This window comes from Janthinobacterium aestuarii, assembly GCF_051380835.1.
Taxonomy (GTDB): domain Bacteria; phylum Pseudomonadota; class Gammaproteobacteria; order Burkholderiales; family Burkholderiaceae_D; genus Janthinobacterium; species Janthinobacterium aestuarii.
On the sequence record NZ_JBNYXU010000001.1, the window covers coordinates 492962 to 517439 of the forward strand.

A 24478-nucleotide genomic window follows, 5' to 3' on the forward strand; every position below is an offset into this window, starting at 1 on the left:
TCAGGGCAGGGGCAAACCAGCTAGCCGCAGCAATTGTGCGGTTTCGTACAGGGGCAGGCCCATGATGCCGGAATGGCTGCCTTCGATGTGCTCGACGAACAGGGCGGCGCTGCCCTGGATGCCGTAGGCGCCGGCCTTGTCGTACGGTTCCGGCGTGGCGCAATACGCGGCGATCGAGGCGGGCGAGAGCACGCCGAAGCGCACTTGCGATACCTGCGTGCGCTGCTCGGCAAAGTTTTTGTAGTGCACGGCAATCGAGGTGAGTACCTCGTGCGTGCGGCCCGACAGCTGCTCCAGCATGGCCACCGCTTCCGCGCGGTCGGCCGGTTTGCCGAGGATGACGCCGTCGATGGTGACGGTGGTGTCGGCCGCCAGCACGGGGCGCGGGGTCAGGTGGCGGCGGCGCACGAGGTCCCACGCGAAGGCGGCTTTTTCATTCGACACGCGGGCGACATAGTCGAGTGCCGATTCGCCGGGGAGGACTTCCTCGGTGACGTCGGCGCCGCGCGGGCCGTCGCTGCGCAGCAGCAGCAATTCGAAATCGACGCCGATCTGGCGCAGCAGTTCGCGCCGGCGCGGGCTTTTGGAAGCGAGGTAGATCTTGTGATCAGCCGTTTTCATGGGGGAGTTCAGACGCGGTGATAGGGGTGGTTTTGCGTGATCGACCACGCGCGGTACAGCTGCTCGGCGAGGATCACGCGCACCACGCCGTGCGGCAGGGTCATGCTGGAAATGCGCAGCATGCCTTCGGCACGTGCCTTGAGTTGCGGATCGAGACCGTCGGCGCCGCCGATCAAAAAGGCGGTGTCGCGGCCATCCTGCTGCCACGCCATCAATTGCTGCGACAGGCCGACGCTGGTCAGGTCCTTGCCGCGTTCGTCGAGGGCGATGATGCGTACGCCCTTGGGCAGGACGGCTTCGATGCGCTCGCGTTCGAGCGCCATCGCCGTGGCGGCGGTCTTGCTGCCGGAACGCTCCACCGGCTTGATTTCTTTCAGCACGATGCGCAATTCCGGCGGCATGCGCTTCGCGTATTCCGCGAAGCCCGTCTCTATCCAGGCCGGCATTTTATGGCCGACCGCAGCGATGATGAGCTGCATCGAGGCTTACGCTTCGACTTTTTTGATACGCTTGATCACGGTTTTTGCCGGTGCGGCATCGGCTGCCGGCTTGGCCGCGCGTGGGGCGCGTACTTTTTTCTCCGGCAGCGCTTTCAGGGCTTTCACGGCAGCCGCTTCGGTCTTGGTTGGCGCGACTTTCACGGTCTTGCCGACGGCTTTGGAAGCGGTGGCTTTTTTCGCCGGGGCTTTCTTGGCGGCGGTGGCAGCCGTGGCTTTCTTGGCCGGTGTCTTTTTCTCGATCACGGGCGTCGCTTCCACATTGGCCTTGCTTGCCGCCAGATGGCCGCTGACCTTTTTCGGCTCGTCGCCGGCCGCTTTTTTCGGCGCGCGCTTGGCGGCGCCCAGCTTGACCGGCGTGTCGCCCCAGATTTCTTCCAGGCGGTAGTAGGCGCGGATAGGCGCTTGCATGATGTGGACGATCATGTCGCCCAGATCGACCAGCACCCACTCACCGGTTTCCTCGCCTTCCATGCCGATGATCTGGCCGCCGGCGTCCTTGACCTTGTCGCGCACCGAGGCGGCCAGCGCCTTGGTTTGACGGTTCGAGGTGCCGGAGACGATCGCGATGCGGTCGAACAGGCTGGTCAGGTGACTCGTTTCGAAGACGGCGATGTCTTGGCCTTTGACGTCTTCAAGGGCGTCAACGACGAGGGTTTGCAGTTTTTTGATGTCCATTTAGCTTTTGTATAAATTATGTTGTTCAATATAGTCTAGCACTAGCGGGGAAACAAGCGAGTTCGCCCGATTCCCCCGTTGTAATGCCGCACGTATTTCGGTGGCGGAGATATCCACCGCGAAGTCCTGTGCCAGATAAGTCAGACCGTGCGGCGTGTTGCGGATGCTTTCCAGAGACCCCAGGCGGCGCGAAAATTCGTCGGCGACCACTTGCGGTACTGCTGTGTCATTCAGCGCGAAGCCGGGGCGGGCCGCGACGCAGATATGCGCGTATTCAAATAATTGCTGCCATTCGCGCCATGTCGCGAGCCGCTGCAGCTGGTCGGCGCCCATCAGGAAAACGATGGAAGCGCGTGGTCCCAGCTCGGCGCGTACCTGGCGCAAGGTATCGATGGTGTAGCTGGCCTGGCCATGTTCGCTGCGCTCGATTTCCTGGCGGTCGATCACCACGGGAAGGGGCAGGCCGGCAAAGGCCAGGCCGGCCATCTCGGCGCGCTGCTGGCCGGTGGCGCCCAGGCTACCCTTTTGCCAGGGCGCGCCCGCCGGTATCACGCGCAGTTCATCGGCGTGCAGCAGGCTGGAAAAATGCGTGCCCAGCGCGACATGGCCACTATGTACCGGATCGTAGCTGCCGCCGAGCAGCGTCACGCACGCCGTACCACTTTCCCTCACGCCTGCAGCCAGTCGCGATGCACGAGGAAGTCAGTATACAACGCCGCTTCCGGACTGCCCGCTTCCGGGTGCCAGTCATAGCGCCACTTGACCACGGGCGGCATCGACATCAGGATCGCCTCGGTGCGTCCGCCCGACTGCAGCCCGAACAGGGTGCCGCGGTCGAAGACCAGGTTGAACTCAACATAGCGTCCGCGCCGGTAGCACTGGAAATCGCGTTCGCGTTCGCCGTACGGCGTGTCCTTGCGGCGCGCCACGATCGGCACATAGGCGTCGATGAAGGCGTCGCCGGCGCTGCGCATCATGGCGAAACTGTCGTCAAAGCCCAGGGCGTTGAAGTCGTCGAAGAAGATTCCGCCGGCGCCGCGCGCTTCGCGCCGGTGCTTCAGATAGAAATAATCGTCGCACCACTGTTTGAACTTCGGATGCAGTTCGTCGCCAAACGGCGCCAGCGCATCATGGCACACCTGGTGAAAGTGCTTCACGTCGCCCGCGTCGCCGTAATACGGCGTCAAATCCATGCCGCCGCCGAACCACCATACGGGTGCGCCATCGGCATTGACGGTGCTGAAAAAGCGCACGTTCATGTGCACCGTGGGCGCGTATGGGTTGCGCGGATGCAGCACCAGCGACACGCCCATCGCTTCCCATGCCTTGCCACCCAGTTCAGGGCGCGCGGCCGCTGCCGATGGCGGCAGCGCGGCACCGGTGACGTGCGAAAAATTCACGCCGCCCCGCTCGAACACATTGCCTTCCTCGATCAGCCGCGAAATGCCGCCACCACCCTCGGGGCGCTGCCAGGCATCGGTCAGGAAGGGCTTGCCGTCCTGCGCTTCGAGCGCCTGCACGATACGGCTTTGCAAATCGAGCAAATAAGCCTTGACGGCCGAAGGAGAGGGAGTTGACGACATCGCGTGGGCCGACGAGGCCGAAATAAAAAAGTAAGGACGGATTGTACCCTGTTACGGATTTTTGTGATAGCAAAACCGGCGATGCTGTCGCCGGCCCTGCTTTACCGAGGTGGCTTGTCCTGCGCCACATGGACGTCATATTGCACGCTGTCATGGCCCGGTTGGCGGGCGGCGTCGAGTGCTTGCGCCGCACGCTGCTGCAGGTCGTCGCCTTCGACCGTGCCGACCGGCTGCGCCAGCGGTGCCACAGGCGCTGGCTGCTCGCGCTTGAACCACAACGGCCCCACAATCGCCACGCTCATCAGCATCACCAGCATCAGTACGATCATCAGGACGTTAAACGGGCGCGCGGCGCGCCGGCCATACCGGGCCGGCGGTTTGCCGGCGGCATCGACGATCACGCGCGCCAATGGCGAGCCGTTCGCGCGCGTGCGCGCTTGCAGCTCCTGGTATTGCAGCGGCGATAGCGTGCCCTGTTTCAGCATATGGCGCAAGGCCGCGACGGGCGTGGCGGCCAGGTGATCGGCTGGCACGCTGTCGTGGGCGGCGTCGCGCTGCCACGCGTTGATCAGGTTCTGGTCGTACAGCGCGTCGACCGCCTGCCGGTTCACCTGCCGCAGCGCGGCGTCGGCCAGTTGCCGGCGTGGGTCATCGGCGGGCAGCTTGCGCAGCAGCTTGAAAAAACGGTCCTCGGGCACCAGGTCGGCGCTCAGCAACCAGGCCAGCGTCCTGATCTGGTCGGCGTTCATCGCCAGTTCCGTCACATCGATGCCTTCGGCGGCATTGTGTGCGCGCTGCAGCTCGATGATCTCCAGCTCGGCCAGCGTATCGTCGTATTCGTCGCTGGTGATCAGGCCAAGGCGCAGCAGCTCTGCCAGCGGCAGCAGGCGTGGATCGGTGCTCATGGCTGCAGGCCTCCGGCAAGCGAACCATACACGACGGACATCAGCAGGATCAGCCCCAGCACGATCAGCGCGCCCTTCCAGGCCGGTGGCCGCTGGTACGGGATGCGCTCGCGACCATGGCGCAGCCTGGACGCTGTCATGATTCCGCGCATCAGTTCGCTGCCATGTTCACGCACGCGCACTTCCAGCGCGGCATCGCGCTGGACCTGGTTCAGCAAATCGAGCTGGTACACGGCGTCGACGTCGCGATCCGAGTTGGCCTCGTCCAGTTCAAACTGGTGCGGCTGGCCCAGCGATGCGTGGGGCGGTGCGATATGCATGGACTTACTCTTTTACTGTGGCCTGGCGCAGTTCGCCGGCAAATTGCGGCGTCACCGACCAGCCCTTGCCGGCGCTTTCTTCGCCGCTGCGCTGGAAGGTGAAGTCGCCTTCTTGCATGACCGCCGATCCGCCGTTGAGCATGCTCAGCACGGCGTCATTGCGTTCGATCAGCAGGCGGCAGGAATAGACGCCCGGCGAGATTTCCCTGCATGGCGCCAGCGGTTCGATTTCGGCGATTTCGCGCGTGCGCTCCATCGATTGCGTCAGCGAAAACGCTTGCCGTGGCCGGGGCATGATGCGCGCACCCTCCATGCCGTCGCGGAAAGCCTTTTCCAGCGCCTCGCGTCCCAGGGGCTGGGCTTGCTGGGCAAAGTCGCCATCCTCGATGGCGCCAAAGCGCGCCTGGACCAGCAACGGTTGCGCGCCTGCATAGCTGATGCGGCTCTTGCTGCCGCTGTCGTCGCGCGCGACGGTATAGGCATAGTCCATCTTCTCGCCATCGAGCATGATCGTGGCCAGGCAGCCACGGATATTGTGTGACGCGGCGTAACCGGCTTCTTTCACGTCGTGCAGGCTTGCTTTGCCCGTGCCTTCCGGCGCGGCCTTGTTGAGCATGCGTGTCACGGTGGTGATCGTGTCGGTGGCGTCGCACTCGGGCACAGAATTGCCACTGACCACGTACCAGACCATCCCGGCCAGCGCCAGCGGCGCGACGATGACCCAGGTCAGGCGCGAACCGGGAAACAGGCCATCGAGGATCGCGCCGCGTACCGCCTTTTTATGTTCATCCTGGCGCGCTTGCGCATGCCGGACCATGCGCTTTGCCTCATCGCTGCCGCCGGATGCGATGCGCTGGGTCATGGACTTGAATTCTGCGCGCGGCAGCAGTCCCACATGCAGCATCCAGTTCAGCGCCTCGCCCGGCGTGGGCAGCAAAACGTCGCCGGGCAGGTGTGCCAGCGCCCGCTGGTACAGCTCCGGCGTGATCAGCGTTTCGTCGCGCAGATGATCGAGAGATACGCGATTGAGTGCTTCCACCAGCTGCTGCAATATCGACAAACGCAGTGCCAGCTCGCCGCCGCTGAAGTGGCGCGCCACGCTCGACAACAGGCTTGTCACATCTTCGGACGTCACGATCTGGCGCTGATACAACCACATCAAGGTGTCGGGTAGCGGCGTACCGATGGCGAGCTGTGGCAAGTCGGGATGCGCAAGTGCCTGCTCGCGCTGGCGGCGCGTGAGCAGCTTCAGCACATGCAGCGCCTCGACGGAAGTATGCGTGGACACAGGTGGATTGCTTGTCATCGGGAGTGGCTGTGCCAAGAATCAAGATGATCAATTTTACAATGCACTCTCGTTTCCTCAGCGCACTATTGAAGTTGCGCCTGATCCAGCTCTGTCCTGAACTGCGGTGTGACTGACCAGTTCTTGCCATCCTTGCTGCGCTGGAAAGTAAAGTCGCCTTGCTGCAGCACCGAGACTGCCAGCACCTTTGTTGCGGCGGCGGGCGCAAGGTCGTTACGGGCCAGCAGCAGGCGGCAGGAAACTACGCCGGGCAATACTGGCTTGCATGGCCCCAGCGCTTCAATATCGCCAATTTCACGGTAGTGCTGCGGCGACACCACTGCATTGAGATTGACATGGTAGAGCGGCTTGCCGCGCAGTGCATCCATGCCGGCCAGCACCGCATTTTTCAGCGCATCGCGCCCGATGGGCTGGCCCCGCTGCGCAAAGCCGCCGTGCCAGGCGATGTCGGCAAAGCGTGTTTGCACGATGCCCGGATGCGCGTGGTCATACTCGAGCCGGCTTTTGCGGCGGCCTTCCACACGCGAAATGGTCCAGGCGTATTGCATCGGCTTGCCGTCCTGCATGACGGTGGCCAGGCAGCCACGGGTTTTTTGCGGCCAGGCATAGCCGGCCTGTTTGATCTCATGCAGACTGAATTTGCCATCAGTGACCGCGGCCACGGTTTGTCTGGCGTCACAGCGTGGTACGGCATAGCTGCCGAACCAGTACCAGGCCAGACCGGCAACGAGCAGCGAGGCAAGCGTCAGCCAGGCCAGGGGGCTTGCCGGGCCATCGTTGTCTGGTGCGGCAAGGCCGCTTGGAATGGTCATGGCGATGAATGGGGGTGGGAATCAAAATGAAAACGGGCCGGGGCGGATGCATTCCGCGCCGGCCCGCCGTGTGATCGTTATGGGGCGATCAATGCTTCAAACCGCGCCAGCCGATGTCGCGGCGGTATTGCGCGCCGTCGAAATGGATTTTTTCCACGGTTTCATATGCCTGCTTCTGCGCCATCTTGATGCTGTCGCCCAGGCCGACCACGCACAGCACGCGCCCGCCATTGGTGACCAGGCGTTCTCCGTCGATGCGGGTGCCCGCATGGAAGGTGACGGAGTCTGGCGTTTCGGCCGGGATGTCGCCGATCGCCGTACCCTTGACCGGATCGTCCGGATAGCCGGCGGCGGCCATCACGACGCCAACGGCCGTGCGGCGGTCCCATTCCAGTTCCACGGCATCGAGCGTGCCGTTGACGGCGTGTTCCATGACGGTGACCAGATCGGTTTTCAGGCGCGCCATGATCGGCTGCGTTTCCGGGTCGCCCATGCGGCAGTTGAATTCCAGCGTTTTCGGCGTGCCCTTGTCGTCGATCATCAGGCCCGCGTACAGGAAGCCCGTGAACGTGATGCCATCCTTGGCCATGCCCTGGATGGTCGGCACGATGATCTCGCGCATGACGCGCGCATGCATGGCCGGCGTAACGATCGGCGCCGGCGAATACGCGCCCATGCCGCCCGTGTTCGGACCCTGGTCGTGATCCTTCAGGCGCTTGTGATCCTGGCTGGTGGCCAGCGGCAGGATGTTCTTGCCGTCGCACATGACGATGAAGCTCGCTTCTTCGCCGGCGAGGAATTCCTCGATGACGATGCGCGCGCCGGCGTCGCCGAACTGGTTATCGGACAGCATCATGTCGACCGCCTGGTGCGCTTCTTCCAGGGTCATGGCAACGACGACGCCCTTGCCGGCAGCCAGGCCGTCGGCCTTGATGACGATGGGCGCACCCATGGCGTCGACGTAGGCATGCGCGGGAGCGACGTCGGAAAACGTCTGGTAGGCGGCCGTCGGGATGCCGTGGCGCTGCATGAAGGCTTTGGCGAAGTCTTTCGACGATTCCAGCTGCGCCGCTTCCTTGGTCGGGCCGAAGATTTTCAGCCCGCGCGAGCGGAACAGGTTGACGATGCCCGCGGCCAGCGGCACTTCCGGGCCGACCACGGTCAGGCCGATGTGTTCCTGCTGAACGAAGTCGGCCAGCAACTGCGGATCGCTGATGTCGAGATTGACCAGGCGCGCATCGCGCGCGGTGCCGCCGTTGCCCGGCGCGACATACACCATCTGTATGCGTTCGGACTGGGCCAGTTTCCAGGCCAGGGCGTGTTCGCGGCCGCCAGAGCCGACTACCAGAATTTTCATAGGGACCGTTCGTTCAATGTGGGTTGCAGGGCGGCGGTGCCGCCCTTGAGGTGTACAGCTTATTTTTTGCTTAGTTCTCGATCAGGGCGTTTGTAAACACTTCCTGCACGTCATCCAGCAGCTCCAGCGCATCGATCAGCTTTTGCATCTTGATGGCGTCGTCGCCCGAGTACACGGTTTCCGTCGCCGGTTTCATGATGACTTCGGCCACTTCGGCCTTGAAGCCGGCCGCTTCCAGCGCCTCCTTGACGGCGGCGAAATCGTGCACGGGGGTCACCACTTCGAAGCCGCCTTCTTCGTCGGCGATGACGTCGTCGGCGCCCGCTTCCAGGGCCGCTTCCATCAGCTTGTCTTCGTCGGTGCCCGGCGCGAACAGCAGCTGGCCGCAGTGCTGGAACATGAAGGCGACCGAGCCTTCGTTGCCCATGTTGCCGCCGTTCTTGTTGAAGGCGTTGCGGACTTCGGCCACCGTGCGCACCTTGTTGTCGGTCATGCATTCGACGATGACGGCCGCGCCGCCCACGCCGTAGCCTTCGTAGCGCACTTCTTCGTAGTTGGCGCCATCGACGCCGCCGCTGCCGCGGTTGATTGCGCGCTGGACGTTGTCTTTCGGCATATTGGCGTCAGCCGCCTTGTCGACCGCCAGGCGCAGGCGCGGATTGGTGATGGCGTCGGCACCGCCCATGCGGGCCGCAACCGTGATTTCCTTGATCAGGCGCGTCCAGATTTTGCCGCGCTTGGCATCGGTGGCAGCCTTTTTGTGCTTGATATTGGCCCATTTGCTATGTCCTGCCATGTCGAATCTTCCTTAGACGGGTGTTCAATTGTGGCCGACATTTTAGCATATCGGCCCCCTGGCAAGCGGCATGGCCCCGTCATCAGGATGACACAATCTGTTGCTAAAGTGACGCGCTTTCACCATATCGAGGGCGCGACATCATGGCAAGTCAAATGGACAGGCGGCAATTTCTGAAATTGGGCGGCTTCATTACCGTCTCCGTGGCCACCGCCGGCCTGGCCGCCTGCGGCAGCACCGATTACAGCGATCCCGGCGTGCCGCTCGCTTCGGGCGGCGACTGGAAATTCCCGCAAAGCGTGGCGTCGGGCGACCCGCGCGCCGACAGCGCCATGCTGTGGACGCGCGTCGTGCCCGCCAGTTTCGACGCCGTCGCGCCCGCCGTGGCCGGCAAGTCCGACGTGGCCGTGCGCCTGATCGTCAGCGCCAGCGACAATACGGCCGCCCTGGGCGGCAACACGGCCCTGGCGGGCACGCCCATCGTCGACGCGAAATTGCCCCTGAAAGCCGATTTCGACAATACCTTGCGCCACAAGGTGACGGGCTTGCAGCCTGGCCAGGTGTATTTTTACCAGTTCATCGCCGGCGACGTGCGCTCGAACGTGGGCCGCTTCAAGACCGCGCCCGCCGCCACGGCCGATGTGTCGCAGCTGCAGTTCGCCTACCTGACGTGCCAGGACTGGAGCATCAACCACTGGGGCGCGCTGTCGCACATCGCCGCCAATGAAAACTTCGATTTCATCGTCCACCTGGGCGACTACATCTATGAAACGGTGGGAGAAGCATTCCAGAGCGGCGCAGTGGAAAGCCGCCACGACCAGCTGAAATTGCCCGACGGCACCTTCAAAAGCGGCACGTCCGGCGCCAAATACGCGACCACGGTGGCCGATTACCGCTACCTGTACAAGAAATACCGCACCGATGCGCGCCTGCAGGCCGTGCACGAGCGCTTTGCCTTCATCGCCATCTGGGACGACCATGAATTCACGGACGACGCCTGGCAGGACGCCTCCACCTACGAGGGCATCGTGGCCGCCGACGGCTCCGATCTGCACCAGCCGGCCCGCCGCCGCAGCGCCAACCAGGCGTGGTTCGAATACATGCCGGCCGACGTCACGTTCGATAGCGCCGCGACCTCGTTCCAGAATATCCAGATTTATCGCGATTTCCAGTTCGGCAAACTGATGCAGCTGGTGATGACGGACGAGCGCCTGTACCGCGCCGACCATGCGATCGCCGAGTCGACCATCAACCCGGCCACGGGCAAGCCGCTGGGCAGCATCGGCAGCCGCTACCTGGTACCGCAAGCGCTGTTCGACAGCGTGGAAGGACAGAAAATGGCGGCCGCCACCAGGGCCGGCGCCGACCCGCTGGCCGCTGTCGGCATGCTGGGCACGACCCAGCGCGACTGGTGGAAAAGCAAGATGAAGGCGGCGACCTCGACCTGGAAACTGTGGGGCAATGAAGTGTCCTTGCTGCGCATGGGCTTGAACGGTACGGATGCGATTGCCACCTTGCTGGCGCTGAGCGCCATGAGCAAGGTGGGCCAGGCCATCGCCAGCACCTTGCCGCTGGTGGGGGGCAGCGTGCCGCTGGCGTCCGCCATCGTGGCAGCATCGACGGCGGGCGCCGCACAAAACGTGGCGCAAGCGGCGGCCATGGCCATTGCCGGCGCGGCAGCGAACGCCAGCGCCCAGGGCGCGGCTGCCATGGGCGCCGGCTTGAGCACGGCCCAGGCCGGCATCACGGTGGCCGCCTACAACAGCGCTTCGCCGGCCGCCGCCGCGCAAGTGATCGCCTTCGGCTGGATCAAGCCCGACGTGCAGGCCAAGGGCGCCGCATCGAGCTTTGTCGCCGCTTCCGGCCAGCAAGCGGCGCTGGCGCCGTTCTTCACGCGCTTCCTGCTCAATTGCGACCAGTGGGATGGCTACAACAGCGAGCGCAAGAATTTGATGGCGCACCTGAAAACCAATGCTATCGGCAACGTGGTGGCACTGACCGGCGATATCCACTCGTTCTTTGCCGGCACCGTCAGCGACGACTTCGACGCAGCGGGCGGCGGCACGCCGGTCATGGTGGACCTGGTGTCGGCCGGCGTCAGCTCCGATTCCTTCTTCAGCTACCTGAAATCGGCCGCCGGCAGCATGGGCGATATCGGCACCCTCGTCAGCTACCCGCTGGCCATTCCCGTCACGGGCCTGGGCACGGTCAATCTCGACGTCAACCTGCTCGATTACACCATGGGCAAGGCGGCGCCCACCGTCGACAGCCTGCTCGAGCAATTGCGCGTGCAACTGCGCGGCGCCCTGGCCGCCAAGGGCGTGCCGGAAGCGCAACTGGACGCGACGGTCGCTGCCGTACAGGCGGGCTTGAAAGCGAGCACTGACTTCAGTGTGACTCTGCTGGGCCTGGCGCAGCAATTGTCCGGCCTGGGCAACAATCCGTGGATCAAGCATCTGAACACGGATGCGCAGGGCTACACGGTGGTGACCTTGACGCCAGGCAAGCTGGTGGCGCAGTTCAAGCAGGTGAATAAACTGATCGGCACGGCGGCGCCGGCGAACGTGATTGCACGGGTGACGACGGCGACGGTCAATGCAGGGGGGGCGGCGGTGGTGGTGGCATAACTGCTGGGGTCAGACCCTCAATGCCGCTAACTCAGAGGCTTGTGCTGACGCTTGCGGGGTCTGACCCCGGCTTTTGCCTTACAATCTGGGCATGAGCTCCAGTTCCCCGCAAGCAACCCCTGCATCGCTTCCCCGTTCCGTCTACCTCGGTGGCCTGGCCATCGCCGTGGGCGGGGCGGTGCTGTTTTCCACCAAGGCCATCGTCGCCAAGCTGCTATACCGCTACCAGATCGACGCCGTCACCCTGATCGCCTTCAGGATGATTTTTTCGCTGCCCGTGTTCGCCGTCATCGCCTGGTGGAAGATGCGCACGGAGCCGCCGTTATCAAACAGCGACCGGCTGCGCCTGGTCGGGCTGGGCCTCGTCGGCTATTACCTGTCCAGCTATCTGGATTTCCTGGGCTTGCAATACATTTCCGTGGGACTCGAGCGACTGATCCTGTTCCTCACGCCCACCTTCGTGCTCCTGATTACCACCGTGTACTTCAAGCAGCGCATCAGCCGCATGCAGTGGCTGGCCTTGCTCACCTCGTATTGCGGCATCGTGCTCGTGTTCGTGCACGACTTGCAGGGCGGCGCCAGCAATGTGGCGCTGGGGTCGACCCTCGTACTGGGTTCGGCCTGCTCGTATGCCGTGTATCTGCTGGGCTCCGGTGAACTGGTCAAGCGCATCGGCTCGATGCGGCTCGTTTCCTACGCGATGTGCGTGGCCAGCTTTGCCTGCATCGCCCAATTCTTCATCCTGCGTCCCGTCGAGCTGCTGATCCAGCCCATGCCCGTGTATGGCTTGTCCTTGCTCAATGGTATCTTTTGCACGGTGATGCCCGTCTTCATGACGATGATCGCCGTCGAGCGCATCGGCGCGTCCGTCGCTTCGCAGGCCGGCATGATCGGCCCCGTGTCGACCCTGTTCCTGGGCGCCATGATCCTCGATGAACCGATCACCAACTGGCAATTGGCGGGCACCAGCCTCGTATTGGCCGGTATTTACTTGCTATCGAAAAAGAAATAATTCCTCCACCCACTGAAAAGTCCTCACCATGAAAACACGCATCGCCCTGATTGCCCACGACAAGAAAAAAGATGACATGATTACCCTGGCGGGCGAATACCTGGATTTTTTGCAGGGCTGCGAACTGTCGGCCACGGGCACGACGGGCGGGCGCCTGATCAATGAACTGGGCCTGGCCGTCGAGCGCAAGCATTCGGGCCCGTTCGGCGGCGACTTGCAGATCGGTTCCCTGCTGGTGGAAGGCTTGATCGATTGCGTGATCTTCCTGCGCGACCCGATGACGCCGCAGCCGCACGAGCCGGACATCAACGCGCTGGTGCGCGCCTGCGACGTGCACAACGTGGCGTGCGCGACGAATCTGTCGTCGGCGCACCTGGTGCTGTCGCAACTGCAGGCGCGCGCCAGCGCGGCCGCCTGATCCACCTACACGAGGAGATAGCATGAGCGCAACGATTACCACCAAAGCCATCCGCGTGCAGCGCACGGGCGGCCCGGAAGTGATGGAATATGTGGACGTGGAACTGCCGCCGCCCGGTCCCGGCGAGGCGCGCGTCAGGCACGAGGCCATCGGCCTCAATTTCATCGACGTGTATTTCCGTACGGGCCTGTACCCGCAGCCGCTGCCCAATGGCCTCGGCGTCGAGGGCGCGGGCATCGTCGAGGCGGTGGGCGAGGGCGTCACGGAAGTCAAGGTGGGCGACCGGGTGGCGTATGCGGCGCGCATCAATGGCGCGTATGCGCAGCAGCGCAACCTGCCGGCGGCCCTGCTGCTGGTGTTGCCCGAGCGTATCGCTTTCGACACGGCCGCCGCCATGATGCTGCAAGGCTTGACGGTGCAATACCTGTTTCACCGCACGGTGGCCCTGAAGGCGGGCGACACCATCCTGTTCCACGCGGCTGCGGGCGGCGTGGGCCTGATCGCCTGCCAGTGGGCGAAAGTGCTGGGCGTGAATCTGATAGGCACGGCCGGTTCCGATGAAAAGGTGGCGCTGGCCAAGGCGCACGGCGCGGCCCACGTCATCAACTACAACACGGAAAACTTCGTCGAGCGCGTGCGCGAAATCACGGGCGGCAAGGGCGTTTCCGTCGTCTACGATTCCATCGGCAAGGATACGTTTACGGGCTCGCTCGACTGCCTGGCGCCGTTGGGCATGATGGTCAGCTTCGGCAACGCGTCCGGTCCCGTGCCGGCGTTTACCCTCGGCGAACTGGCCTCGCGCGGTTCGCTGTTCCTCACGCGTCCGGCCCTGTTCAGTTATGCGTCGAACCGCACGAACCTGGAAGAGATGGCGACCTCGCTGTTCGGCGTCGTCAGCAGCGGTGAAGTGCAGATCGAGATCAACCAGCGCTACAACCTGGCCAATATCGCCCAGGCGCACATGGACCTGGAAGGGCGCAAGACGACGGGCTCGACCATCATCGTGCCATGAGCGGCGGCAATGACGGCACGCCGAAATTCGGCCGCCTGCTGATCGTGCTGTTATTGGCCGTCGCCCTGATCGGCGCGCTGACCTTTGCAGCCGAGGCGTATTATTCTTAGGAATGAAATGCATACATGAAAAACCCGGCTGATGCAGCAATGCACAAGCCGGGTTTTTTTTAACATACTTCAGACTTTCCGCGCCTGACAAAACCGTAGCGAGCGGAAGGGAGCTGCGGTCGAGAAGCGCAACTGTACGAAGGTACAGTGAGCATCGCAGGTCGTAGATCGCGACGCGCAGTAGGTTTTGGCTGGCGCTCTCAGTCTACCTTGACTTCGACCTTGCGCGGTACACCGCTCTGGCCGGGGAAGTCGGCAAAGGCGCTGGCTACCATGGCCGGCATCACTTGCGACGTGGCGCGCTTGTTGCTGGTCGATTGCACGGTCACGTCGTACAGTTTCTTGCCATTGCGGTCATTGATCGTGATGCGCAGTTCGCGCTCGTATTTATGGCGCACGCTTTCTTCCACGTCCAGCGGACCATACCAGTAGGGGTTGTAGCCGAAGCGGCCATAGCCAGGCCAGGCGCCGTAGCGGTAGCCATAGCGGCCGGGCCAGTAGCCTGGACCATACCAGAATGGGTCGGTGGCCTGCAGCACGCGCTCAGGATAGTCGACGGTGGAGAAATTCATTGCCACCCGCAAATTGGCTGCCGCAGGGCCGGAAGCTTCGCCAAAGCCGTGCTTGGCCAGTTCCGCGCGCACCAGGTTCTGGTAGCTGCGGTATTCCAGCGTGTCGTTTTCCGCCGCTGGCGCTTCAAACGCATACGATTTGTCGTGCAATTGCGCAGGCCATTCATGAAAGACGGTCACATCGCTGCGTATGGTGGTGGCGCATCCGGTCAGCAACACGGTCAATGCGGCCATCATGATGGTGAGATAACGTTTCATTGCATGACCTCCTGATTATTAGACACAATTCATCGCTTAGTATTATAAGAATAGTTCTATTTGTTTCTATTCATTATTACAGAATGTTACCGAGCATGTCGGCGTGTAAGGGAATCCAACATTCCTGAGCTGAATCGCGACTATCGGGGGCTGGTGTTGGTAAAATAGGCTTTTGCCTCCGCTCCCACCCAAATCCCTATGCGCACAGACAGCCCTCAGACGATTTACCGCAAAGATTACACGCCGCCCAGCTTCCTGGTCGACAGCGTCGAACTTGGTTTCGATCTTGATCCCGCCCGCACAGTGGTGGCGAGCCGGATCCGCATGCGCCACAACCCGGCCAGTACCAGCCGCAGCATCGAATTGCACGGCGAACATATCGAACTGGTGATGGTACGCCTGAATGGCAAAGTGCTGAAGCCGTCGCAGTACAAGCTGACGGCCGGCATGCTGACCATCCCGAAGGCGCCGGACGACGTCGAACTCGATATCGAAACCATATTGGCGCCACAGGACAACACGTCCTTGTCCGGCCTGTACGTGTCGAACCATAATTTCTTCACGCAGTGCGAAGCGGAAGGCTTCCGCCGCATCACCTTCTTCCCGGACCGTCCCGACGTGATGGCCAAATACACGGTCATGCTGCGCGCCGACAAGGAACAATATCCGGTGCTGCTATCGAATGGCAACCTGATCGAAGAGGGCGACCTCGGCGACGGCCGCCATTACGCCAAGTGGGAAGATCCGTTCAAGAAGCCATCCTACCTGTTCGCCCTCGTCGCCGCGCGCCTGGTGTGCCAGGAAGAACGCTACACCCTGAAGTCGGGCCGCGAAGTGCTGCTGCAAGTGTGGGTGGAAGAGGGCAACCTCGATAAGACCGACTACGCCATGCAGTCGCTGAAAAACTCGATCCGCTGGGATGAGGAACGCTTCGGCCTGGAGCTGGACCTGGACCGCTTCATGATCGTTGCCGTGGGCGATTTCAACATGGGCGCCATGGAAAACAAGGGCCTGAATATTTTCAATACCAAGTACGTGCTGGCCAATTCGCGCGTTGCCACCGACGTCGATTACGCGGGCATCGAAGCGGTGGTGGGCCACGAGTACTTCCATAACTGGACCGGCAACCGCGTGACGTGCCGCGACTGGTTCCAGCTGTCGCTGAAGGAAGGCTTGACGGTATTCCGCGACCAGGAGTTTTCGGCCGACATGATCGGCACGGACACGGGCCGGGCCGTCACGCGCATCGACCAGGTGCGCACCCTGCGCCAGGCGCAGTTCCCCGAAGATGCGGGCCCGATGGCCCATCCCGTGCGTCCCGACTCCTTTGTCGAGATCAATAACTTTTACACGGTCACCATCTACGAGAAGGGCGCCGAAGTGGTGCGCATGTACCAGACCCTGGTCGGCCGCGAGGCTTTTCGCAAGGGCATGGACCTGTATTTCGAGCGCCACGATGGCCAGGCCGTGCAGTGCGACGACTTCCGCGCCGCCATGGCGGACGCGAATGGCCGCGATTTCACGCAATTCGAGCGCTGGTACAGCCAGGCCGGCACGCCGATAGTAAAAGCCTCCACGCGCTATGACGCGGCCAGCCGGACGTTCGAGCTGACCCTGGCGCAAAGCTGCCCCGCCACGCCGGGCCAGGCGAAGAAACTGCCGTTCCACATTCCCGTCACCGTCGGCTTGCTGGCGGCCGATGGCCGCGATCTGCCGCTGCACGTCGATGGCGTGGCAGCCAATGGCGCCACCAGCGTCGTGCTGGAATTGACGCAGGCGTCGCAAACCTTCCGCTTCACGAACGTGGCGGAAGCGCCCGTGCCGTCGCTGCTGCGCGATTTTTCCGCGCCCGTGGTGCTCGAATACGGCTATACCGACGCCGAGTTGCTGCACCTGTTCCGCCACGACAGCGACCCGGTCAACCGCTGGGAAGCGGGCCAGCGCCTGGCCATGGAGCGCCTGTTGAAACTGACGGGCGCCGTCGCCGCCGGCGAGACCCTGGCGCTGGACGACACCTTCATTGAAGCGCAGCGCGCCTTGCTGGCCGACGACACGCTCGATCCTGCCTTCCGCGAGCTGGCCCTGATCCTGCCGTCGGAAACCATCATCGCCGAGCGCATGGCGCAAGTCGACCCGCAAGCGATCCACGCGGCGCGCCAGTTCATGCGCCGCACCATCGCGGCAGCCCTGAAGCCTGAATTGCTGGCGCAGTACCACGCCAACCAGACGCCGGGCGAGTACAGCCCGGACGCGCTGTCGGCCGGCAAGCGCGCGCTGAAAAACCTGGCCCTGTCGTATCTGCTGATCGCACCCGAAGCGGCGGAGCTGAACCTGGCGCGGCTGCAGTTCGACAATGCCGGCAACATGACGGACCGCGCCGCGGCGCTGGCGGCGCTGATTCATTCCGGCTCGCAGCCGCACGCGCAGGCGGCGCTGGCCAGCTTCTATGCCGACTTCGAGAACGAAGCGCTGGTGGTCGACAAGTGGTTCGCCATGCAGGCGGCCGCGCCAACGACCGATGTGCAAGCCGTGCGCCGGTTGATGACGCACCCGGCCTTCACCTTGAAAAATCCGAACCGCGCGCGCAGCCTGATCTTCAATTTCACCAACGGCAATCCATCGCAATTCCATGCGCAAGACGGCAGCGGCTACGCCTTCTGGGCCGAGCAAGTGATCGCGCTCGACGCCCTGAACCCGCAAGTGGCCGCGCGCCTGGCGCGCTCGATGGACCGCTGGCGCCGTTACGTGCCCGCGCTGCAAAGCCCCATGCGCGACGCGCTGGAAAAAGTCGCCGGCCAGGCCAGTTTGTCGAACGACGTGATGGAAGTCGTTTCCAAGGCATTGGCAAATTGACGGCTGTCGGATTACGCCCTGCGGGCTAATCCGACCTACGCGCATGCATGGGCATTCATCATTTGTAGGTCGGCTTAGCGCCAGGGGCGCGTAAGCCGACAGGCACCGAACGAGACGTATTTAAAACTAACGAAGGGGTTTCATGAAACGCATCAGTCTTACGCAATACCTGGTTGAAGAGCAGCGCTCGAACAACAGCATTCCGGCCGAACTGCGCCTGCTGATCGAAGTCGTCGCGCGCGCCTGCAAGACTATCAGCCACGCCGTCGGCAAGGGTGCGCTCGGTGAAGTGCTGGGCACTGCCGACACGGAAAACGTGCAGGGCGAAGTACAGAAAAAACTCGACATCATCTCCAACGAGATCCTGCTCGAAGCGAATGAATGGGGCGGCCACCTGGCGGCCATGGCGTCGGAAGAAATGGAATCGATCCACCCGATCCCGAACCGCTATCCGAAGGGCGAATACATGCTGTTGTTCGACCCACTCGATGGCTCGTCGAACATCGACGTCAACGTCTCGATCGGCACCATCTTCTCCGTGCTGAAGGCGCCGGACGGCATGGGGCAGCCGACGGAACAGGACTTCATGCAGGCAGGCAGCAAGCAAGTGGCTGCCGGCTACGCCGTGTACGGCCCGCAAACCATGCTGGTGCTGACCTTCGGCAATGGCGTGAACTGCTTCACCCTGGACCGCGAAATGGGTTCGTGGGTACTCACGCAAAGCAATATGCAGATTCCGCCGACGACGAAGGAATTCGCCATCAACATGTCGAACGCGCGCCACTGGCATCCGCCCGTGAAACGCTATGTCGACGAACTGCTGGCCGGCGACACGGGCCCGCGCGGCACCAATTTCAACATGCGCTGGATCGCCTCGATGGTGGCCGACGTGCACCGCATCCTGAACCGCGGCGGCATCTTCATGTACCCGGCCGACCTGCGCGACACGTCGATGCCGGGCAAGCTGCGCCTGATGTACGAAGCGAACCCGATGGCCTTCATCGTCGAGCAAGCGGGCGGCGCGGCCACCGACGGCCAGCAGCGCATCATGGACATCGCCCCGCACAAGCTGCACCAGCGCGTGCCCGTCTTCCTCGGCTCGAAAGACGAAGTGGCCCGCGTCACGGCCTACCACGCGGAGTAAAAGCCGCACTTTTCCACGATTTTCAGCGGCCCGCAGCCAGGCCGCTAAAAAAATGCAAAAAAGTTCGCGTTGACACTAGCAAATTTTTTGCATTGTTTGTAGAATGTGGGTCTTCGCCGTTGTAGCTCAGTTGGTAGAGCAGCACATTCGTAATGTGAAGGTCGCCAGTTCGATTCCGGCCAACGGCACCAAGTTTCATCAGAAAACCCGCTCACTTGCAAAAGTCAGCGGGTTTTTTGTTTTTGTCATCGTTCCTGTTTCAGATCCACTGATCGTTCTGCACCGTGCGCTCGCCCGTGTCGCCGTCACCCGTATTGACCACGCCGCGCGGTTCGATCAGCAGCAGCCTGGTTTCGGCGCTGGCGCACGGCTTGTGTTCGACACCCTTGGGCAACACGGCCATCTGGCCGGCAGTCAGCACAATGACGTGTCCTTCCGCGTAGCCAGGGCCGCGCACGGCGATGCGCAATTCGCCGTCCAGCACGATGAAGGTTTCATCCGTATCGGCGTGCCGGTGCCACTGGAATTGACCCAGTACCTTGACGACCTTGAATTGGTAGTCGTTCATTTCGGCGATGACGCGCGGTTGCCAGTGCCCGTCGATCAGGTCGATCTTGCCTGCCAGGTCGATGGATTGGCCCTGGCCGCGCGTGGTGGTGGTAGTGGTAGTGGTGGTGTCTGGCATGCTGTGCTTCGTTCAAGTGGCGATGCAGCGAGAATACGCAGGCGCTTGCCGGCCGTATTGAATGATCGTGGGTGTTTTCAGCCCTTGCCGCCGCCAGCGTAACGCAGCCAGCGGCCGGGCGTGAGTCCATGGGTTTTCAGGAAATGCCGCGTCATGTGGCTCTGGTCGGCAAAGCCTGCCGCCATGGCGGTCGAGGCGAGCGTGGCGCCACCCAAGAGCAGGCGCCGCACCATCTCCAGGCGCCGCATCGTCAGATAGCGGTATGGGCTGGTGCCATAAAACACGCGAAAGTCGTGCGACAGGCTCCAGCGGTCGCGTCCCGTCGCCGCTTCGAGTTCCGCCAGGGTGACGGCGCGCGTGCAGTGCGCCTGCAGGTAGTCGCGCGCGCGCCGCGCCGCCAGGAAGTCGCCTTTTGGACGCTGCGCCGGCGTGCCGGCCGCCGCCGCCAGCGCATGCGCCAGTTCGGCCAGTGCCTCGCTTTGTTCCAGCGCTTCGAGCGGATGGCCGTCGTGCGGCAGCAAGGCGCAGGTGGCCGCCGCCAGGCGGGGATCGGTCGACACGCCGCCTTCGATGAAGGGCAAGGCGCAGCCGCCCAGCACGTCCTGGAACAGCGCCGGTTCGATATACAGCATGCGGTAACGGAAGCCGGCGTCCGTACCCGCCTGGCCATCGTGCGCCTCGTCGGGATGCAGGATCATGGTATTGCCGGGCAGGCTGTCGCGCTGGCCGCGGCGATAGCTGAAACGCTGCACGCCGGCCAGCGTGCGGCCGATGGCGTAGGTGTCGTGGCGGTGCATGGCATAGGCCTTGCCCTGGAACCACGCCTCGATGCGTTCGATTCCCTGTACCGGTTCGGCGCACTTGACCCAGTCGCCAAGCGCCGGCGCTGATGCTCGCTTCATGGTGTCTGTTCGCAGATGCCTGCCCTGGTTGCGGAACGAAGACTGTACGCGCCGCGCGCGGGGCTGTCCACGAAAACCGTGCCTCAGAAATTGTGTTTGATCCCCAGCGCCACGCCTGACAGGGACGCGCCTGCCGTACCTGTTTCGCGTCCGACGCTGTTGATGGCAAAGCCGGCGATGCCGTTATGGCCGTTGGCCAGGCGCGTGTAGTAGGCATACAGGCTGCTGCGTTTCGACAGCTGGTAGTCGTAGCCGATGGTGGCGTAGGTGGCGCCCGTACCGCTGCCGGCGCGCACGGTGCCGATGGTTTCCAGCGAATTGCCGGTGGCGCTTTGCGCATGGGCCAGACCGACACGCACGCCGTGGCGGCCGAACTGGCGCGTGGCGGAGACATACACCGTGCGCCGGCGCAGGTCTCCTGTCGCCGTGGCATAGCGCAGGCTTTCCAGCGCCAGCGCCAGCTGCGTGGCGCTGTCAACGCGCCACGCAATGGCCAGCTTGCTGCCACGGTCGCTCAAGCCCCGTCCCTGGTAATCGTGGTGCTCTTCCTGCGCCACCGTGGCGTACAGGGCGCCGCCGTCGTAGAGCAGGGCGGCCGACGTCAGTGCCGGATGTGCGCCACTGGCCGGCCGTTCTTCCGCCATGCCGCGCGCCACGCGCAGCGACCAGCCCTGCCACTGCGGCGTCCAGTAATGCACGCTGTTCTGCTGGCGCCGGTCGAACGAATACGTGTTGCTGGTATTGTTTTCGGTCGCGCCCGCGCCATTGCCCATCAGGCTCATGTAGCCGGCCGTGGTGGGATAGAACGGGTCGAGCGCGGAGGTGGCGCTGTTGTAGGGCAGGGTCCAGTTGCCTGCAAACAGCGTGCCCCACGGCCCGGCAATGCCGACACGCGTGTCGCGCGCGGCGATGGCCCCCGCGCCCGTGTCGGGCGACAAGGTACCCTCGACCTGGAACAGCGCCTGCCAGCCGCCGCCCAGGTCTTCGCTGCCGCGAACACCGAGTACCGAGCGGTTGTTGGACAGGCGCTGCACGCTGTCGCCGCTGCCGGACGAGCGCATCGCTTCGAGCGCCACGTTCAGGCGGCCGTACAGCTGCACATTTTCCTGTGCCGTGGCGGGCAGGGATGCCGCCAGTGTCAGGGCACCGGCGGCGCATGAAAACACGCGCGCCATACGCATCTCAGAACGCAAAGCAGCTGCACCCCAGCGCGCCCCAGAAGCCGGAATGGCTCGAGACGGGCACGGAACTCTTGCGCGCCACGTCGTGGGCGTGGGCGTGCACGCCGCAGGCACCCTGGCACTGGTGCTGTTGCATGACGCCGGTCTTTTGCGGCGGCGCGGCGCGGTAGTGGCCGGCCACGTTTTTCACGGGCGACCAATCGGGCAGCACGGGAATCGGAGGTGGCGCCAGCTTGGTAAATTCCGCCTGGCCGTAGACGATCTTGCCGCCGACGATGGTAAGCACGGACTCGATGGACTTGATCGCCTCTTCATCGATGCTGAAGAAATCCGCGCTCAGCACGGCCAGATCGGCCAGCATGCCTTCCTGGATGCGGCCCTTCTTGCCTTGCTCGCTCGAGAACCAGGCGCTGCCCGCCGTCCACAGTTCCAGCGCCGTGTCGCGCGACAAACGGCTGCCTGCGTCGTACAGGCGCAAGCCGCCCACGGTGCGGCCCGACACCAGCCAGTACAGCGCCGTCCACGGGTTGTAGCTGGCGACCCGCGTGGCGTCCGTGCCGCCGCCCACGGGCACGCCCGAGGCAAGCATGCGGGCGATCGGCGGCGTGGCCTTGGCCGCTTCCGCGCCGTAGCGGTCGACAAAGTACTCGCCCTGGAAGGCCATGCGGTGCTGGATGGCGATGCCGCCGCCCAGCGCCTTAACCCGGTCGATGTTTTTCGGCGTGATGGTTTCGCAGTGGTCGAACATCCAGTGCAGGCCGTCGAACGGGATATCGCGGTTGACCTTTTCAAAGACCGTCAGCATGCGCTCGATCGATTCGTCATAGGTGGCGTGCAGGCGGAAAGGCCAGCGCTGCTCGACCAGGTGGCGCACGACCTTTTCCAGTTCGTCGTCCATGCCGGGCGCCAGGTCCGGCCGCGGCTCGAGGAAGTCCTCGAAGTCGGCGGCGGAAAATACCAGCATTTCGCCGGCGCCGTTGTGGCGGTAAAAGTCAGTGCCGTCGCCAGGCTTAATCATGCCCGTCCACTTCTGGAAGTCCTGCAGTTCCGCGCCCTTGTTTTGCGTGAACAGGTTGTAGGCGATGCGGATCGTCAGCTGCTCTTTTTGCGCCAGTTCCTCGACCACCGCGTAGTCTTCCGGATAATTCTGGAAGCCGCCGCCCGCGTCGATGGCGCTGGTCAGGCCCAGGCGATTGAGTTCGCGCATGAACTGGCGAGTGGAATTGACTTGCAATTCGCGCGGCAGGGTTGGACTCTTGGCCAGGGTCGCATATAAAATCATGGCGTTCGGACGCGCGATCAGCATGCCCGTGGGGTTGCCGGCCGCGTCGCGCACGATTTCGCCGCCGGGCGGGTTCGGCGTATTTTTATCGTAGCCGACCACGCGCAGGGCGGCGCGGTTGAGCAGGGCGCGGTCGTACAGGTGCAGGATGAAGACGGGGGTGTCGGGCGCGGCCGCGTTGATTTCATCGAGGGTGGGCATGCGCTTTTCCGCGAACTGGAATTCGTTCCAGCCGCCGACGACGCGCACCCACTGCGGGTTCGGCGTGCGCAGCGCCTGTTCTTTCAACATGCGCAGGGCGTCGGCCAGCGACGGCACGCCTTCCCAGCGTAGTTCCAGGTTGTAGTTCAAGCCGCCGCGAATCAGGTGCAGGTGCGAGTCGTTCAGGCCGGGAATCACGGTGCGGCCACCGAGGTCGATCACGCGGCTGTCGGGCGCGCGGTGGCGCATGACGTCGTCTGCGTCGCCCACGGCGAGAAATTTTCCGTCGGCGATGGCCACCGCGCTCGCTTGCGGGCAGCTTTTGTCGACGGTATGGAAACAGCCGTTGAGCAGTATCAAGGGCGCGGCGGCGGGGAGGGTGTGTTCTGGCATGGTGCAGCTCCATGGTTGCGGTGCAAGGGGGGAGGGGGCCGGCGTGCGCGGCGCGAAAGTCACGTGATCCAGTGTAGCGGAGGTCCCACGGTTGCACACGGGCCAAAAGATCAGGTGCGGCATGGCGCACTGGCCGAATGGCGGGGGCGGCGGCTGGCCGCATGGCTTACCATGCAGGCTGTGGCGCCGGGCGCTTGCCTGGCGCGTTTTATTTATTGTTAAGTGCTTTGCACGGTATCGGGAGTCATTCGATGGATCAGCCACCACACAGCCGCTTGTTCGGCACCAGCCTGGGATTTTTAGCCGGGTATGTCGATACCCTGGGTTTTATTGCCCTGTTTGGCCTGTTTACGGCCCATGTCACGGGCAACTTCGTGCTGATCGGCGCCGCCCTGGCGGATGCATCGCGCGCCTCCATCCTGTTGAAGTTTCTCGCTTTTCCCGCCTTTATCGCCGGCGTCGCCATCACGCGCCTGATGGTGCTGGCCGTCGAGCGCCGCGCCGGCCCGTCGCTGACCCTGGCGATGCTGCTGCAGTGGACCTTGCTGGCCGGCTTCATGGTGTTTGGCATCCTGGCCGAACCGATCGGCAAGGATGTCAGTTCCATGGCCATGGCGGCAGGCTTGCTGGGCACGGCCGCCATGGGCGTGCACAGCGCTACCAGCCGCTTGCTGCTGGCACACCTGGCGCCCACCTCCATGATGACGGGGAACGTGACGCAGATCGTCATCGACACCGTCGACGTGCTGCGCGGCGCTGCCGATGCCGCCACCCAGGCGCGCTGCGGCAAGTTCTTCTGGCCGCTGGCAGCCTTCGCCCTGGGCGCCATCGCGGCCGCCTTTGCCTACTTGGCCTTCGGCTTCGTGGCGCTGGCCGTGCCCTTGCTGCTGCTCGCCGGCCTGATCATCGTGCAGCACCGCAGCGGCCGCGCGGCCGTGCCTGCCGCCTGACCG

23 protein-coding genes and 1 tRNA gene are annotated in these 24478 nt (G+C 63.6%); 8 read left to right on the plus strand and 16 right to left on the minus strand.

Annotated features, from left to right (window positions below; translation table 11 throughout):
* From ACQ4WO_RS02245 to ACQ4WO_RS02295, 11 genes are all read right to left on the minus strand, one after another.
* Entirely contained in the window at positions 1 to 621 is a 621-nt protein-coding gene (locus ACQ4WO_RS02245; RefSeq protein WP_128142043.1) for a Maf family protein, read from the minus strand.
* 8 nt (positions 622 to 629) lie between these two features.
* Complete coding sequence (rlmH, locus tag ACQ4WO_RS02250) at positions 630 to 1100, minus strand: 23S rRNA (pseudouridine(1915)-N(3))-methyltransferase RlmH (protein WP_034747108.1); 471 nt, start codon at positions 1098 to 1100, stop codon at positions 630 to 632.
* Positions 1101 to 1106: 6 nt separating this feature from the next.
* Positions 1107 to 1796: a ribosome silencing factor gene (gene rsfS, locus ACQ4WO_RS02255; RefSeq protein WP_436480054.1), complete on the minus strand. Its 690-nt coding sequence runs from the start codon at positions 1794 to 1796 to the stop codon at positions 1107 to 1109.
* Positions 1797 to 2444: a nicotinate (nicotinamide) nucleotide adenylyltransferase gene (nadD, locus tag ACQ4WO_RS02260; protein WP_436480055.1), complete on the minus strand. Its 648-nt coding sequence runs from the start codon at positions 2442 to 2444 to the stop codon at positions 1797 to 1799. It lies immediately after the preceding gene.
* 20 nt (positions 2445 to 2464) lie between these two features.
* Positions 2465 to 3379, minus strand: coding sequence for an oxygen-dependent coproporphyrinogen oxidase (hemF, locus tag ACQ4WO_RS02265; protein WP_128142045.1), 915 nt, complete (start codon positions 3377 to 3379; stop codon positions 2465 to 2467).
* A gap of 101 nt (positions 3380 to 3480) precedes the next feature.
* Positions 3481 to 4284, minus strand: a complete 804-nt coding sequence (locus tag ACQ4WO_RS02270; protein ID WP_436480056.1) for a hypothetical protein — start codon at positions 4282 to 4284, stop codon at positions 3481 to 3483.
* Positions 4281 to 4604 (minus strand): hypothetical protein, encoded by a 324-nt coding sequence (locus ACQ4WO_RS02275; RefSeq protein WP_436480057.1) that lies wholly within the window; start codon positions 4602 to 4604, stop codon positions 4281 to 4283. Before ACQ4WO_RS02275 ends, ACQ4WO_RS02270 begins: the two co-directional genes overlap by 4 nt.
* A 4-nt stretch (positions 4605 to 4608) precedes the next feature.
* A complete protein-coding gene (locus tag ACQ4WO_RS02280) occupies positions 4609 to 5892 on the minus strand; it encodes a hypothetical protein (RefSeq protein WP_436480058.1) in 1284 nt (427 codons plus the stop codon).
* 83 nt (positions 5893 to 5975) lie between these two features.
* Positions 5976 to 6722: a hypothetical protein gene (locus tag ACQ4WO_RS02285; protein WP_436480059.1), complete on the minus strand. Its 747-nt coding sequence runs from the start codon at positions 6720 to 6722 to the stop codon at positions 5976 to 5978.
* Between the two features lie 88 nt (positions 6723 to 6810).
* Positions 6811 to 8079: a phosphoribosylamine--glycine ligase gene (gene purD, locus ACQ4WO_RS02290; RefSeq protein WP_139091129.1), complete on the minus strand. Its 1269-nt coding sequence runs from the start codon at positions 8077 to 8079 to the stop codon at positions 6811 to 6813.
* Between the two features lie 70 nt (positions 8080 to 8149).
* Positions 8150 to 8875: a YebC/PmpR family DNA-binding transcriptional regulator gene (locus ACQ4WO_RS02295; RefSeq protein ID WP_072455668.1), complete on the minus strand. Its 726-nt coding sequence runs from the start codon at positions 8873 to 8875 to the stop codon at positions 8150 to 8152.
* Between the two features lie 143 nt (positions 8876 to 9018).
* Here ACQ4WO_RS02295 and ACQ4WO_RS02300 point away from each other — a divergent pair, with 143 nt between their 5' ends.
* The 4 genes from ACQ4WO_RS02300 (at position 9019) to ACQ4WO_RS02315 (ending at position 13944) form a co-directional block, all read left to right on the plus strand.
* Positions 9019 to 11502, plus strand: a complete 2484-nt coding sequence (locus ACQ4WO_RS02300) for an alkaline phosphatase D family protein (RefSeq protein WP_436480060.1) — start codon at positions 9019 to 9021, stop codon at positions 11500 to 11502.
* A gap of 91 nt (positions 11503 to 11593) precedes the next feature.
* Positions 11594 to 12514: a DMT family transporter gene (locus ACQ4WO_RS02305; RefSeq protein WP_436480061.1), complete on the plus strand. Its 921-nt coding sequence runs from the start codon at positions 11594 to 11596 to the stop codon at positions 12512 to 12514.
* Between the two features lie 28 nt (positions 12515 to 12542).
* Positions 12543 to 12932: a methylglyoxal synthase gene (locus ACQ4WO_RS02310; protein ID WP_070287924.1), complete on the plus strand. Its 390-nt coding sequence runs from the start codon at positions 12543 to 12545 to the stop codon at positions 12930 to 12932.
* A gap of 22 nt (positions 12933 to 12954) precedes the next feature.
* Positions 12955 to 13944 (plus strand): quinone oxidoreductase family protein, encoded by a 990-nt coding sequence (locus ACQ4WO_RS02315; RefSeq protein WP_436480062.1) that lies wholly within the window; start codon positions 12955 to 12957, stop codon positions 13942 to 13944.
* A 310-nt stretch (positions 13945 to 14254) separates the two neighbouring features.
* Here ACQ4WO_RS02315 and ACQ4WO_RS02320 read toward each other — a convergent pair whose 3' ends face one another.
* Complete coding sequence (locus ACQ4WO_RS02320) at positions 14255 to 14884, minus strand: DUF4136 domain-containing protein (protein ID WP_436480063.1); 630 nt, start codon at positions 14882 to 14884, stop codon at positions 14255 to 14257.
* 198 nt (positions 14885 to 15082) lie between these two features.
* Here ACQ4WO_RS02320 and pepN point away from each other — a divergent pair, with 198 nt between their 5' ends.
* The 3 genes from pepN (at position 15083) to ACQ4WO_RS02335 (ending at position 19072) form a co-directional block, all read left to right on the plus strand.
* Entirely contained in the window at positions 15083 to 17737 is a 2655-nt protein-coding gene (gene pepN / locus ACQ4WO_RS02325) for an aminopeptidase N (protein WP_436480064.1), read from the plus strand.
* 142 nt (positions 17738 to 17879) lie between these two features.
* Entirely contained in the window at positions 17880 to 18881 is a 1002-nt protein-coding gene (locus ACQ4WO_RS02330; RefSeq protein ID WP_034747152.1) for a class 1 fructose-bisphosphatase, read from the plus strand.
* Positions 18882 to 18996: 115 nt separating this feature from the next.
* Positions 18997 to 19072: transfer RNA gene (locus ACQ4WO_RS02335), tRNA-Thr, on the plus strand.
* A gap of 68 nt (positions 19073 to 19140) precedes the next feature.
* Here the strand turns inward: ACQ4WO_RS02335 and ACQ4WO_RS02340 are convergent.
* From ACQ4WO_RS02340 to ACQ4WO_RS02355, 4 genes are all read right to left on the minus strand, one after another.
* Complete coding sequence (locus ACQ4WO_RS02340) at positions 19141 to 19566, minus strand: cupin domain-containing protein (RefSeq protein WP_436480065.1); 426 nt, start codon at positions 19564 to 19566, stop codon at positions 19141 to 19143.
* A gap of 77 nt (positions 19567 to 19643) precedes the next feature.
* A complete protein-coding gene (locus ACQ4WO_RS02345; RefSeq protein WP_436480066.1) occupies positions 19644 to 20468 on the minus strand; it encodes an AraC family transcriptional regulator in 825 nt (274 codons plus the stop codon).
* An 83-nt stretch (positions 20469 to 20551) separates the two neighbouring features.
* Positions 20552 to 21643, minus strand: a complete 1092-nt coding sequence (locus ACQ4WO_RS02350) for a porin (RefSeq protein WP_436480067.1) — start codon at positions 21641 to 21643, stop codon at positions 20552 to 20554.
* Between the two features lie 7 nt (positions 21644 to 21650).
* Positions 21651 to 23525, minus strand: a complete 1875-nt coding sequence (locus ACQ4WO_RS02355; RefSeq protein ID WP_436480068.1) for an amidohydrolase — start codon at positions 23523 to 23525, stop codon at positions 21651 to 21653.
* A 251-nt stretch (positions 23526 to 23776) separates the two neighbouring features.
* Between ACQ4WO_RS02355 and ACQ4WO_RS02360 the strand changes: the two genes are divergently transcribed.
* Complete coding sequence (locus ACQ4WO_RS02360) at positions 23777 to 24475, plus strand: YoaK family protein (RefSeq protein WP_436480069.1); 699 nt, start codon at positions 23777 to 23779, stop codon at positions 24473 to 24475.
* The last annotated feature ends 3 nt before the right edge of the window (positions 24476 to 24478 follow it).

Bases quoted from the DNA above. Each gene is read 5' to 3' on its own strand.
- ACQ4WO_RS02340 (WP_436480065.1), bottom strand. From the start codon at position 19,566: ATGCCAGACACCACCACTACCACTACCACCACCACGCGCGGCCAGGGC.
- ACQ4WO_RS02350 (WP_436480067.1), bottom strand. From the start codon at position 21,643: ATGGCGCGCGTGTTTTCATGCGCCGCCGGTGCCCTGACACTGGCGGCA.
- ACQ4WO_RS02310 (WP_070287924.1), top strand. From the start codon at position 12,543: ATGAAAACACGCATCGCCCTGATTGCCCACGACAAGAAAAAAGATGAC.
- ACQ4WO_RS02355 (WP_436480068.1), bottom strand. From the start codon at position 23,525: ATGCCAGAACACACCCTCCCCGCCGCCGCGCCCTTGATACTGCTCAAC.
- ACQ4WO_RS02275 (WP_436480057.1), bottom strand. From the start codon at position 4,604: ATGCATATCGCACCGCCCCACGCATCGCTGGGCCAGCCGCACCAGTTT.
- ACQ4WO_RS02315 (WP_436480062.1), top strand. From the start codon at position 12,955: ATGAGCGCAACGATTACCACCAAAGCCATCCGCGTGCAGCGCACGGGC.
- rsfS (WP_436480054.1), bottom strand. From the start codon at position 1,796: ATGGACATCAAAAAACTGCAAACCCTCGTCGTTGACGCCCTTGAAGAC.
- ACQ4WO_RS02305 (WP_436480061.1), top strand. From the start codon at position 11,594: ATGAGCTCCAGTTCCCCGCAAGCAACCCCTGCATCGCTTCCCCGTTCC.
- ACQ4WO_RS02295 (WP_072455668.1), bottom strand. From the start codon at position 8,875: ATGGCAGGACATAGCAAATGGGCCAATATCAAGCACAAAAAGGCTGCC.
- ACQ4WO_RS02360 (WP_436480069.1), top strand. From the start codon at position 23,777: ATGGATCAGCCACCACACAGCCGCTTGTTCGGCACCAGCCTGGGATTT.
- pepN (WP_436480064.1), top strand. From the start codon at position 15,083: ATGCGCACAGACAGCCCTCAGACGATTTACCGCAAAGATTACACGCCG.
- ACQ4WO_RS02320 (WP_436480063.1), bottom strand. From the start codon at position 14,884: ATGAAACGTTATCTCACCATCATGATGGCCGCATTGACCGTGTTGCTG.
- ACQ4WO_RS02285 (WP_436480059.1), bottom strand. From the start codon at position 6,722: ATGACCATTCCAAGCGGCCTTGCCGCACCAGACAACGATGGCCCGGCA.
- rlmH (WP_034747108.1), bottom strand. From the start codon at position 1,100: ATGCAGCTCATCATCGCTGCGGTCGGCCATAAAATGCCGGCCTGGATA.
- ACQ4WO_RS02270 (WP_436480056.1), bottom strand. From the start codon at position 4,284: ATGAGCACCGATCCACGCCTGCTGCCGCTGGCAGAGCTGCTGCGCCTT.
- ACQ4WO_RS02330 (WP_034747152.1), top strand. From the start codon at position 17,880: ATGAAACGCATCAGTCTTACGCAATACCTGGTTGAAGAGCAGCGCTCG.
- purD (WP_139091129.1), bottom strand. From the start codon at position 8,079: ATGAAAATTCTGGTAGTCGGCTCTGGCGGCCGCGAACACGCCCTGGCC.
- ACQ4WO_RS02245 (WP_128142043.1), bottom strand. From the start codon at position 621: ATGAAAACGGCTGATCACAAGATCTACCTCGCTTCCAAAAGCCCGCGC.
- ACQ4WO_RS02300 (WP_436480060.1), top strand. From the start codon at position 9,019: ATGGCAAGTCAAATGGACAGGCGGCAATTTCTGAAATTGGGCGGCTTC.
- hemF (WP_128142045.1), bottom strand. From the start codon at position 3,379: ATGTCGTCAACTCCCTCTCCTTCGGCCGTCAAGGCTTATTTGCTCGAT.
- ACQ4WO_RS02345 (WP_436480066.1), bottom strand. From the start codon at position 20,468: ATGAAGCGAGCATCAGCGCCGGCGCTTGGCGACTGGGTCAAGTGCGCC.